Genomic DNA, 11091 nt, shown 5'->3' on the forward strand with positions numbered 1-11091 from the left:
CGGGCCCGAGGTCGCGCCGCGGTCAGGACGAGGGGCGGCCGCCGCCGAACACGATCTCGTCCCAGCTCGGCACCTGCGCACGGCCCTTGCGTCCCGGGCGTCGCCCGCCCGCGGGCTTGTCGCTCCGGGGCGCCGGTGCGGCGGGCTGCGGCCCGGCGGCGCCCTGCGCGGGCGGACCGCTGGGTGCGGGCGCGTCGTCGATGACGTCGGGACGGGTGTCCTGGTGACCGTCCTGGTGGGCGTCCGCGGCGCCGCCGGCCTCCTCGGACCCGTCGTCGTCCTGGTCGGGCGGCAGCACCCCCGGCAACGGCCGGCGCGCGGACGACGGGTGGGTCGAGCGGTCGGGGGTCGGGCGCAGGCCCGCCCGGCGCGACCCGAGGTCGACGACGCTCGCGCCCGCCAGGTCGGCGTGCTCCGGCTCCGGCTCCGGTGCGCCGGTCGACACGTCGGCCGGGGGAGCGCTGACGTGGCCGACGGGGACCGGCTCCGGCGGGGGTGGGACGTCGTCCGCCGCGCGGGCGGGCGCCCTCCGGCGGTCGCCGGGCCGCTGTCCGCGCCGGCCGGCGAGGTCGTCCAGGAGCAGCGCCGTGGTGTCGTCGTCGGGGTGCCGGCGGGGGGCGGCGGTCCGGCCGCTCATCGAGGGCACGCCCAGCACGTCGGGGGAGACCGGGTCGTCCGGCTGGCCGAGCCAGCGCGCCTCGTCGTCGAGCGGTGTCACGACGCGGCCCTTGGGGTCGAAGGTCCAACGGGCCGACCGGTCGCGGTCGCCGGCGGAGAACCGCACCTCGACCACCCACGGCGCGGTGCCGTCGCGGCGGGCGGACCAGCGGGCCTCGTCGGCCGTGACGCCCCTCGCAGCCAGTCGCGTGTCGGCGACCTCGCCGAGCGTCGTCGTCTCGTCGTCGCCCGGCAGCCGGTGGGCGCGCACCTGACCGATGACGTGGTCGCGCTCCGCGGCCACGGGCCACTCGTAGCGCTGCACGTGCTCGACCGGGAGCCCGGACTCCTCGGCCAGCTCCTCGACCGACGCCCCCGCGCGCAGGCGCGCCTGGAGGTCCCGCGGGCGCAGGGTCGTCGCCGCCTGGGCGCGCAGCGCCTCCGTGCGCGGTCGGTCGCGTCGCACCGCGGCGCGCAGAGCCTCCGTGATGGGCAGGGTGCTCTCGGTGCCGTCGGGGCCGCGCAGGACCAGGCGCTCACCGTCCTCGTGCAGCCTCACGAGCTCGAGCTCGGCCATGCTTCCTCCCTCACAGGTCGCCCTCGGGAACTCCGTCGGGGCGGGTCCGCCTGTTCGAGGGTGCCATCGGCGCGGGGCGGCGCCGCGCAGGCGCGTCGGTGTGCCGTCGATTGGCGCGCCCCGGGCGGGCGGGCCTGGGAGGATGGCGTCCCGTGGACGCGTTCACCTCCGGCCCCGTCTCCTACCTGGAGCTCGTCGCCGTCTTCGTCGCGGCGGTCTCGGGAGGGCTCGCCGCGGTGCGCAAGCGTTTCGACGCGTTCGGCGTCCTCGTCCTCGCGTGGGTGACCGGGCTCGGCGGCGGGATCCTGCGCGACGTCCTGATCGGCGACACGCCCCCGGTCGGCATCTCGAGCTGGCGGCTCGTGCTGGCCGCGCTCGCCGCGGGCGTGATCATCTTCTTCTTCCACCCGGGCCTGGAGCGGATGCGGCGCTCCATCCTCGTGCTCGACGCCGCCGCGCTGTCGCTCTTCGTGCTGCAGGGGACCACGAAGTCGCTCGACCTCGGCGCGGGCGTCCTCGCCTCCGTCGTGGTCGGGGTCCTCACCGCCGTGGGGGGCGGGATCCTGCGGGACGTGCTGGTGGGCGAGGTGCCGCTCGTGTTCGCGGACCGCCAGCTCTACGCCGTGCCCGCGCTCGTCGGCGCCGGCCTCACCGCGGTGCTGTGGCACGAGGACCTGCTGCAGGTGTGGACCGCCCTCGGGGTGGTGGTCCTGGTCTTCGGGTTCCGCATTGCGTCGCTCGCGCGCGGGTGGACCGTGCCGCACCCCGGCCCCGGCTGGACCGCCCGGTGGGGGCGGCGGTCGGGCAAGATGTAGGCCGTGGACGAACGAGCGGCGACCGGGGACCGGACCGACGGAAGCGACACCGGCACCGACTTCGAGGTCGGCGTCGACGTCGAGGCGCTGCGGGCGCTGGCCCGCAGCCTCGCCTGCGAGGCGGGGGCGCTGGTGCGCGACGGCCGCCCGGAGCGGGTCGAGGTCGCCGCGACCAAGTCGTCCGACGTCGACCCGGTGACGGACATGGACCGCGCGGCCGAGGCCTTGCTGCGCCGGCGGCTGGCCGCGGATCGGCCCGACGACGCGATCCTCGGCGAGGAGGGCGACGACGTCCCGGGGACGTCCGGGCTCACCTGGGTGCTCGACCCGATCGACGGCACGGTCAACTACGTGTACGGCGTCGCATCCTATGCCGTCTCGGTGGCCGTCGTGGCGGGTCCCGCCGACCCGGGGCGGTGGACGGCGCTCGCGGGCTGCGTGCACTCGGTGGTCGACGGGCGCACCTGGACAGCGGCCCGGGGCGGCGGGGCGGAGCGCGACGGGCGGCCGCTGAGCGTGCGCCGGCCGGACGCGCTGTCGCGGTCGCTGGTCGGCACGGGGTTCGGGTACGCGCCCGAGCGGCGCGCCCGGCAGGCCGAGGTCCTCGTCGACGTCCTGCCCCGGGTGCGCGACATCCGGCGGATCGGGTCCGCCGCGATCGACCTGTGCCTGCTCGCCGAGGGAGCGCTCGACCTCTACTACGAGCGCGGGCTCAACCCGTGGGACCTGGCGGCCGGTGCGCTCGTGGCCGCGGAGGCCGGGGCGTGGGTCGGCGGGCTGCACGGTCGTGGCCCGGGCACCGCCATGACGGTCGCGGGCGCGACCCCGGTCGTGGCGGAGCTCGTCCGGTTGCTCGAGGACGCCGACGCCGACCGTCCGGACGACGCCGCGCGCGGCTGAGCGGCTGACGAGGTTCGGTCGTTCCACGCCCGGGCGCCAGGGTGAAAAACTGCGTCAGGCCGACCGTCACGCCGAGGGCGGACAGCGCATCGTGGCGGTGCGTCGTCGCAGGTCAGCGGCCGATCGTCGCGCTGTGACACGAGGAACAGCGCGTGGTGTCGCGCGCCCGCCCGAAATGGTGCACAATCCGTGGGCCGACCGGGAACAAAACCTGGTCACCGAGCATTATCAGCGCGTACCGATACCGACACCACGGAGCGTGACCACACAGATGGCAACCGACTACGACGCCCCCCGCAAGAACGACGAGGACGTGGAGCAGGACTCGATCCAGGAGCTCCAGGCGCGTCGTTCCGACAAGTCGTCGGGTGTCGTCGACGAGGACGAGACGGAGGCCGCGGAAGGCTTCGAGCTTCCCGGCGCCGACCTGTCCGGCGAGGAGCTCGCGGTCCGCGTCCTGCCCCGCCAGGCCGACGAGTTCACCTGCACGAGCTGCTTCCTCGTCCACCACCGCAGCCAGCTGGCCTACGAGAAGAACGGCCAGATGATCTGCACGGAGTGCGCCGCCTGACCGCAGGTCGGGGCGCCAGCACCACGGACGACACGGGCCGTCACGTCGAGGACGTGACGGCCTTCGTCGTTCCGGGGGGCGGCGACGACGGTGCCGACGTGGCCGGGCGCCTGCGCTCAGCGCGCGAGCGCTGCGGCCAGCTCCTGCGGGCGCCGGGTCGACAGCAGCCAGTACGGCGTCGGGTCGAGCGGGTCCTCGAGGTCCACGCGCACGCCGGTGCGCGCCCACGCGCGCAGGCACACGAACGCGCGCGCGTCGAGGGCGGGGCCGAGGGCGGTCCGCATCGCCTCGGCGTCGTCCATCGTGGTGACCTCGCCCAGGAGGTCGACGGCGATCTGCGCCTTGCCGGCGCGCAGCCGCCCGTCGGCCACCTCGATCACGGGCGCGGTCGCGACGAGGGTCGCAAGGGTGGCGGCCGCGACGAGCAGGCCGACCACGGCACCGACCGCGTGCGCCAGCGGCCACAGGGTCACCCCGACGATGACGCCCAGCCCGACGGCGCCGCACCAGGCCGCCGGCCCGGGGGACAGCCGCTCCCGGAAGACCGGGCCGGTGACGGTGGGCGGGTGGGCCGCGTGCTCGCTCATGGGCCCATCATCCCAGCACCGCGGCACGGATCCGCCCGGTCGGGGCGACGCCGGTGAGCCGTCCGCGGGTCGGCTACGCTTCCCGGGTGCCTGACACCGCCAGCCAGCCCGTGACGCCGCCCGCGAGCCACGACGCCAGCCACGTGAGCACGGACCCGAGCACCGTCGACGTCCTCGTCACCCTGCTCGACGACGTCCCGACCCCCGCGTACGCGCACCCGGGCGACGCGGGCGCGGACCTCGTGACCACGGTCGACGTCGAGATTCCTCCGCAGGGCCGCGTCGTGGTCCCCACCGGCGTCGCGATCGCGCTGCCGGAGGGGTACGCCGCGTTCGTGCACCCGCGCTCCGGTCTCGCGGCGAAGCACGGGGTGACCGTGGTGAACGCCCCCGGCACGATCGACGCGGGCTACCGGGGGGAGATCAAGGTGATCCTCCTCAACACGGACGTCGCCGAGCCGGTGCGGCTGCGCCGGGGCGACCGCGTGGCGCAGCTCGTCGTGCAGCGGGTGGAGCACGCCCGTTTCCTCGTGGCGACGACGCTGCCCGGGTCGCACCGCGGCGCGGGTGGATTCGGTTCGAGCGGCGGTTTCGCCGGCGGCTGACGCCCCCGGGCGCGGACCGGAGGCGTGCGCGAACCGGTCTACTGTGGGAGATGGGTAGGGCTCGTCCGGCCGCCGGGCGAGCAGGACGACGAGAAGGAGATCCTCCGTGGGGCTGTTCCGGCGCAACGCGTCGCAGAAGGCGACCGACGAGGCCCGCGAGCCCGCGGCCGCGGAGGCCGCGGCGCCCGCCACCGGCGCCGACGCCGCCACCGACCGGGGAACCGACGGGGCCGCGGGGGAGCGTCCCGAGCGCGGCCCGTTCGACTCGACCCAGGTGACGGGCATGGGCCCGCGCGTGGACCTCGGCGCCGTCTGGCTGCCCGTCCTGCCCGGCCTCGAGCTGCGCATGGAGGTCGACAAGAAGACCCAGAAGGTCACCGGGGTGTCCGCGACGCTCAACGGGTCCGGCCTGCAGGTCCAGGCGTTCGCCGCGCCCCGCACGGAGGGCATCTGGGACGAGGTGCGCGCCGAGATCGGGTCGTCCATCACGCGCCAGGGCGGCACGGTCGACGACGTGCCCGGCACGTTCGGGCGAGAGCTCATCGCGCGCATCCCCGCCACCGGGCCCGACGGCAAGCCGGCGGTGCGTCCCGCCCGCTTCGTGGGCGTGGACGGGCCGCGCTGGTTCCTGCGCGGCGTGCTGTCCGGGCGCGCCGCGGTCGACCCGGAGGCCGCGAAGCAGCTCGAGTCCGTGTTCGCGAACGTCGTCGTCGTGCGGGACGGCAACCCCCGCCCGCCGCGCGACCTGCTCACGCTGACTTTGCCCAAGAGCGCGCGCCAGGGCGATGCGCCGGGCGGGGACGCCACCGCGGGCCCGGAGGGCGCCGCGCCGCAGACACCGTCGTTCGACCCGCTGACCCGCGGGCCGGAGATCACCGAGATCCGGTGAGCGACCCGGCCGCGAGGCCGGCTCGTCCACCAGCCTGGAGCTGTTGATGTCCCTGCGAACCGCCGTCCGGCACGCGCTGGCCTCGGCCGACGAGGTCGCCGCCGACGAGGAGCGCCACGAGGCCGCGGCCCACCGCGGCTGCACGCCGGTCGCCGACCTGGGTGACCGCCGTCGGGCGAGCGCGGCCGGCGTGCTGCGCTCGGTCGTGCTGCGCCCCCGCGAGGGCGTCCCGACCGTGGAGGCCGAGCTGTACGACGGTTCCGGCTCCCTCGACCTCGTGTGGCTCGGGCGCCGGGCCATCGCGGGGATCGACCCGGGGCGCCGCATCCGCGTCGAGGGCCTGGTGTGCGACATCGACGGGCGGCGCACCATGTTCAACCCGCGGTACGAGCTGCGCGCGCGGGCCGGCGAGTGAGCGACGGGTACCCCGCGGCGGGGAAGCCGGCCGGCCCGACGGAGCCCGTGACGTCGGCGGTGCCCGCGGCGGACGGGCGTGGCGTGCGGGCGGTCACGGGCGACTCGTTCTCGTTCGGGCAGGCCGTCGGCGGTGTGCGCGGCGTGGTCGAGGCGGTGCTGCCCGGCCTGCTCTTCGTGGTCATCTACGTCGTCGCGTCGATGGGCGGCGACGAGCGCGGTGCGCTGACCTGGGCGCTGATCGCCTCCGTGGGCGCGGCCCTCGTCGCCGTCGTGGCGCGGCTCGCGCAGCGCACGCCGATCACGCAGGCCCTGGGCGGGCTGCTCGGCATCGGCGTGGGCGTGTTCTGGGCGTGGAGGTCCGGCGAGGCCCAGAACTTCTACGTGTGGGGGCTGTGGACCAACGCCGCCTACCTCGCGGCCATCCTCGTGTCGCTGGCGGTGCGCTGGCCCGTCGTCGGGCTCGTGGTGGAGGCGGTGCGCGGCGGGTTCGCCGACGTCGCCGCCGAGCGTGCCCGGCACGCCGACGACGAGCAGCCGCAGGACGGGCCCGCCGGCACCGGTTCGCCCGAGACCGCCGCGCCCGGGGCGACCGCGCCGGACGCCGGCCCGAGCCCCCTCGCCGCGCTGGTCGCGTGGCGCAAGGACCCGGAGCTCGTCCGGCGCTACACCCTCGCCACGTGGTTCTGGGCGGGGCTGTTCGCGGTGCGCCTGGCGGTCAAGGTGCCGCTGTACTTCGCCGACAGCGTCGGCTGGCTGGGCACCGCCCACCTGGTGCTGGGCGTCCCGCTCTGGGGCCTGGTGCTCTGGCTCACCTGGGTCGTCGTGCGCGGCGCGCACTCCGGCCGGCCCGCGGCCGACGCGGACGAGCCGGCCCGACCCGGCGCCTAGCGGTCGTCGCCAGGTCCCTCGTCGTCGCCGGGGCCGGGCTCGTCGTCGAGGCCGTCCACCGCGGCGAGCTCGGGCGCCACGAGGGGGTCGCCCGCCGCGATGGCGGGGACGGCCGGGGCGCCGTGGCTGAGCAGGTGCTGGAGCGACTCCTCGTCCGCCTGGCTGCCCATCACGAGCACCAGCTCGTCGCCGGTCTCGAGCGTGTCGTCCACGGTCGGCGCCAGCGGCTGCGCGCCGCGCACGATGCACGCGAGCACCGTGTCCGTGGGCCAGACGACGGAACCGACGCGGGCGCCCACGAGCGGCGAGTCGTCCGGCAGCGTCACCTCCACGATGTCCGCGCCGGACTGGTGGAAGGTGAAGATCCGCACCAGGTCCCCGACCGCCACGGCCTCCTCGACCATCGCGGTCATGATCCGCGGGGTCGACACGGCGACGTCGACGCCCCAGGAGCCGTCGAACATCCACTCGTTCTTCGGGTTGTTGACGCGCGCCACCGTGCGGGGCACGCCGAACTCCGTCTTGCACAGGAGCGAGAAGACGAGGTTCGCCTTGTCGTCGCCGGTGGCGCCGACGACGACGTCGGCGCTCGTGACGTCCGCGGCCTCGAGCGAGGACAGCTCGCAGGCGTCGGCGAGCAGCCAGTCGGCCTCGGGCACCTGCGCGACCCGCATCGCCGCGGGGTTCTTGTCGATGAGCACGACGTCGTGGTCGTGCGAGAGGAGCTCGCGGGCGATCGACCGGCCGACCGACCCTGCCCCGGCGACGACGACGCGCATCAGCTCTCCTCCTGCCGCGGCTCGTGGGTGAGGACCCGCTCGACGGCGGCCGCGTCGTCGGCGCGCATGAGGACGTGCAGCACGTCGTTCTCCTGCAGCACGGAGCCGGCCGTCGGCAGGACGCCGTCGGTGTAGCGCGACAGGAAGGCGACGCGCGCGCCGGTGGCCTCCTCGATGCGGTGCACCGTCAGGCCGGCCCAGCCGGGGTGGTAGTCGATCTGCGCGAGGCGCACCTGCCCGGAGGGGTCGCGGTACTCGTCGGTGGCGCCCAGGGGGAGCATGCGGCGCAGCACCTGGTCGGCCGTCCAGCGCACGGTCGCGACCGTCGGGATGCCGAGGCGCTGGTAGATCTCCGCGCGCTGGGGGTCGTAGATGCGGGCCACGACGTTCTCGACGCCGTACGTCTCGCGCGCGACGCGCGCGGCGAGCACGTTGGAGTTGTCGCCGTCCGACACGGCGGCGAAGGCGTACGTGTCCTCGATGCCCGCCTGGACCAGCGTGTCGCGGTCGAAGCCGACGCCCGTCACCTTCTGCCCGGAGAACCCGGCCGGCAGACGGCGGAACGCGTCGGGGTTCTGGTCGACGACGGCCACGGAGTGGCCGTGGGACTCGATCGTCTGCGCGAGCGTCGAGCCGACGCGGCCGCAGCCCATGATCACGAAGTGCACGGGCGAAACGCTATACCTCGCGGGGCCCCTCGACATCGCCGCCGGCACCGCTGCCGGCATCGCGCCGGCATCGCGACGGGACGCGCGCGCCCGCGGGGCGCGGCGGGCATAGCATTGCTCGACGTGTCGGACATCGCGGACGCTGCCAAACGGCTCCTCATCGGGCGCCCCATGCGCAGCGAGAACCTGGGGCACACCCTCCTGCCCAAGCGGATCGCCCTGCCGGTCTTCGCCTCCGACGCGCTGTCGTCGGTCGCGTACGCACCGGACGAGATCCTCCTGACCCTGGCGGTCGCCGGCATCGCCGCGACGACGATCTCCCCGTGGGTGGGCCTCGGCGTCGTCGTCGTGCTGCTCGTGGTGGTGTCGTCCTACCGCCAGAACGTGCGCGCCTACCCCTCCGGCGGTGGCGACTACGAGGTGGCGACGACGAACCTCGGGCCGTCGGCCGGCATCGGCGTCGCGTCGGCCCTGCTCGTCGACTACGTCCTCACCGTGGCGGTGTCGATCTCGTCGGGGGCCCAGTACGCGGCCTCCGCCCTGCCGTTCCTCCGCGGCCACGAGGTGCTGTTCGCCGTGGCGGTCGTCGTGATCCTCACCGTGATGAACCTGCGGGGCGTGCGCGAGTCGGGCACGGTCTTCGCGATCCCGACCTACTGCTTCATGGCCCTCGTCGGCCTCCTCGCCGTCGTCGGGGCGATCCGGTTCTTCGCGGGCGACCTGCCGCTGGCGGAGAGCGCCGGCTTCGAGATGACCCCCGAGGCGGGCTTCGACCAGGGGCTCACCGGCCTGGCGGGCGCGTTCCTCCTGGCCCGGGCCTTCGCCTCGGGCTGCGCGGCCCTCACCGGCGTGGAGGCGATCAGCAACGGCGTCCCGGCGTTCCGGAAGCCCAAGTCGCGCAACGCGGCCACCACCCTGGCCCTGCTGGGCGGCATCTCCGCCACGATGATGATCTCGATCCTGCTGCTCGCTCAGGCCACCGGCGTGAAGTACGTGGAGGACGCGCACGAGCAGCTCACCGCCGGCGGGCAGCCGCTGCCGTCCGACTACAACCAGCACCCCGTGCTCAGCCAGCTCGCGGAGGCCGTCTTCCAGGGCTTCACCCCCGCGTTCGTGGCGATCTCGATCGTCACCGGCCTGATCCTCGTGCTCGCGGCGAACACGGCGTTCAACGGGTTCCCGGTGCTGGGCTCGATCCTCGCCAAGGACGGCTTCCTGCCGCGCCAGCTGCACACGCGCGGCGACCGGCTCGCGTTCTCCAACGGGATCATCACGCTCGCCGTCGCGGCGATCGTCCTCATCGTGGCGTTCGACGCGCAGGTCACGCGCCTGATCCAGCTGTACATCGTGGGCGTGTTCGTGTCCTTCACGCTCTCGCAGCTCGGCATGCTGCGGCACTGGACGCGGGCGCTTCGCAAGGAGCCCGACCCCGCCGAGCGCGCCCGCATGCAGCGTTCCCGGATCGTCAACGGCGTCGGCTTCGTGATGACGGCGACGGTGCTCGTCATCGTGCTGGCGACGAAGTTCACGCACGGCGCGTGGATCACCCTGCTGGCGATGGGCGTACTCTTCGCGCTGATGAAGGCGATCCGCGCCCACTACGCCCGGGTGCGCACCGAGCTCGAGCTCGACGACGTGGCCGGGGCACGTGCCCTGCCCAGCCGCGTCCACGCGATCGTGCTGGTCTCCAAGATCCACAAGCCGACGATGCGCGCCGTGGCGTACGCGCGGGCGTCGCGCCCGTCGGTGCTCGAGGCGGTGACCGTCGGCGTGGACGCCGAGGAGATCGCGGAGCTGCGCGCGCGGTGGGAGGCGCTGGACCTCCCGGTGCCGCTGCGCGTCCTCGACTCGCCCTTCCGGGAGATCACCCGGCCGGTGCTGAAGTACGTGCGCTCCGTGCGCCGCGACTCGCCCCGCGACCTGGTGGTCGTCTACATCCCCGAGTACGTCGTCGGGCACTGGTGGGAGCAGCTGCTGCACAACCAGTCGGCCCTGCGCCTCAAGGGGCGGCTGCTGTTCACGCCCGGCGTGGTGGTGGCGTCGGTGCCGTGGCAGCTCTCGTCGTCGGCCGGCCAGACCGGGCTGGAGGGGACCTCGCCCCGCGGTCCGCGGTTCTGACCGTGTCCTGACGGGTGTCCCGACCGGTGTCCCGACCGGTGTCCTGACCGTGTGCCGACCTTGCCGCGCGCGGGGGAGAATGGTGCCCATGCCCCGACCTCGCCGTTCCGCGCCGCGCCCTCGTCCCACCACCCCGGACCCGGAGGTGGGCCGGGAGGTCGAGCTCGAGATCGGCCCCGTCGCGCACGGCGGGCACTGCGTCGCCAGGCTCGACGGCCGCGTCGTCTTCGTGCGCCACACCCTGCCCGGCGAGCGCGTCCGCGCACGCGTCACGGAGACCGGCAGCCGATTCTGGCGCGCCGACGCGGTCGACGTCCTCGAGGCGTCGCCGGACCGCGTCCCGTCCGCCTGGCCCGAGGCCGGCCCGGGCGGCGTCGGCGGCGGCGAGCTCGCCCACGTGGCGCTGCCCGCGCAGCGCCGCTGGAAGGCCGCCGTCCTCGCCGAGCAGCTGCAGCGGCTCGCGAGGCTCGAGCGCGACGTCGTGGTGGAGGGGGCGCCCGGGGACGACGAGCGCGGCGGGCTCGGCTACCGCACCCGCGTCGACCTCGTGGCCGACGCCGACGGCCGGGCCGGGATGCGGCGCTTCCGCTCGCACGACGTGGTGCAGATCGAGGTTTTTC

General features: G+C 75.2%; 13 protein-coding genes. 9 read left to right on the forward strand and 4 right to left on the reverse strand.

Features of this window, described 5'->3' with window-relative positions; all coding sequences use genetic code 11:
* Positions 1-22: 22 nt before the first annotated feature.
* On the reverse strand, positions 23-1234 hold the full coding sequence (gene sepH, locus ACFWEK_RS01815) for a septation protein SepH (RefSeq protein ID WP_430552892.1): 1212 nt from the start codon (positions 1232-1234) through the stop codon (positions 23-25).
* Between the two features lie 152 nt (positions 1235-1386).
* On the opposite strand from sepH, the gene ACFWEK_RS01820 reads away from it, so the two are divergent.
* The 3 genes from ACFWEK_RS01820 to ACFWEK_RS01830 all read left to right on the forward strand — a co-directional run bounded on the left by ACFWEK_RS01820 (position 1387) and on the right by ACFWEK_RS01830 (position 3520).
* Positions 1387-2049, forward strand: coding sequence for a trimeric intracellular cation channel family protein (locus ACFWEK_RS01820; RefSeq protein ID WP_430545262.1), 663 nt, complete (start codon positions 1387-1389; stop codon positions 2047-2049).
* 87 nt (positions 2050-2136) lie between these two features.
* A complete protein-coding gene (locus ACFWEK_RS01825; RefSeq protein WP_430552895.1) occupies positions 2137-2949 on the forward strand; it encodes an inositol monophosphatase family protein in 813 nt (270 codons plus the stop codon).
* Positions 2950-3220: 271 nt separating this feature from the next.
* A complete protein-coding gene (locus ACFWEK_RS01830; RefSeq protein WP_429729811.1) occupies positions 3221-3520 on the forward strand; it encodes a DUF4193 domain-containing protein in 300 nt (99 codons plus the stop codon).
* Between the two features lie 116 nt (positions 3521-3636).
* Here ACFWEK_RS01830 and ACFWEK_RS01835 read toward each other — a convergent pair whose 3' ends face one another.
* On the reverse strand, positions 3637-4107 hold the full coding sequence (locus ACFWEK_RS01835; protein ID WP_430545263.1) for a DUF3093 domain-containing protein: 471 nt from the start codon (positions 4105-4107) through the stop codon (positions 3637-3639).
* 143 nt (positions 4108-4250) lie between these two features.
* Between ACFWEK_RS01835 and dut the strand changes: the two genes are divergently transcribed.
* The 4 genes from dut (at position 4251) to ACFWEK_RS01855 (ending at position 6906) form a co-directional block, all read left to right on the forward strand.
* The gene (gene dut, locus ACFWEK_RS01840) at positions 4251-4712 is read left to right on the forward strand and encodes a dUTP diphosphatase (protein WP_430545605.1); all 462 of its coding nucleotides are present in this window, start codon (positions 4251-4253) and stop codon (positions 4710-4712) included.
* A gap of 106 nt (positions 4713-4818) precedes the next feature.
* On the forward strand, positions 4819-5601 hold the full coding sequence (locus ACFWEK_RS01845) for a DUF3710 domain-containing protein (RefSeq protein ID WP_430552893.1): 783 nt from the start codon (positions 4819-4821) through the stop codon (positions 5599-5601).
* A 46-nt stretch (positions 5602-5647) separates the two neighbouring features.
* Positions 5648-6016 carry an OB-fold nucleic acid binding domain-containing protein gene (locus tag ACFWEK_RS01850; RefSeq protein ID WP_429729800.1) on the forward strand — a complete coding sequence of 123 codons (369 nt, stop codon included), beginning with the start codon at positions 5648-5650 and terminating at the stop codon, positions 6014-6016.
* Entirely contained in the window at positions 6013-6906 is an 894-nt protein-coding gene (locus ACFWEK_RS01855; RefSeq protein ID WP_430545265.1) for a DUF3159 domain-containing protein, read from the forward strand. The genes ACFWEK_RS01850 and ACFWEK_RS01855 overlap by 4 nt, the downstream gene beginning before the upstream one ends.
* Here the strand turns inward: ACFWEK_RS01855 and ACFWEK_RS01860 are convergent.
* Together ACFWEK_RS01860 and ACFWEK_RS01865 are read right to left on the reverse strand one after the other, a co-directional pair.
* Positions 6903-7685, reverse strand: coding sequence for a potassium channel family protein (locus tag ACFWEK_RS01860; protein WP_430545266.1), 783 nt, complete (start codon positions 7683-7685; stop codon positions 6903-6905). The genes ACFWEK_RS01855 and ACFWEK_RS01860 overlap by 4 nt on opposite strands.
* Positions 7685-8338 (reverse strand): potassium channel family protein, encoded by a 654-nt coding sequence (locus ACFWEK_RS01865; protein WP_430545606.1) that lies wholly within the window; start codon positions 8336-8338, stop codon positions 7685-7687. The genes ACFWEK_RS01860 and ACFWEK_RS01865 overlap by 1 nt, the downstream gene beginning before the upstream one ends.
* Positions 8339-8476: 138 nt before the next feature.
* Between ACFWEK_RS01865 and ACFWEK_RS01870 the strand changes: the two genes are divergently transcribed.
* Together ACFWEK_RS01870 and ACFWEK_RS01875 are read left to right on the forward strand one after the other, a co-directional pair.
* Entirely contained in the window at positions 8477-10471 is a 1995-nt protein-coding gene (locus ACFWEK_RS01870; protein ID WP_430545267.1) for an APC family permease, read from the forward strand.
* Positions 10472-10559: 88 nt separating this feature from the next.
* Positions 10560-11091: TRAM domain-containing protein (locus tag ACFWEK_RS01875; RefSeq protein ID WP_430552894.1), on the forward strand; the 532-nt coding region annotated here is incomplete at its 3' end.

The sequence above is a fragment of the Isoptericola sp. NPDC060257 genome (assembly GCF_042726645.1).
Taxonomy (GTDB): Bacteria; Actinomycetota; Actinomycetes; order Actinomycetales; family Cellulomonadaceae; genus Isoptericola; species Isoptericola nanjingensis.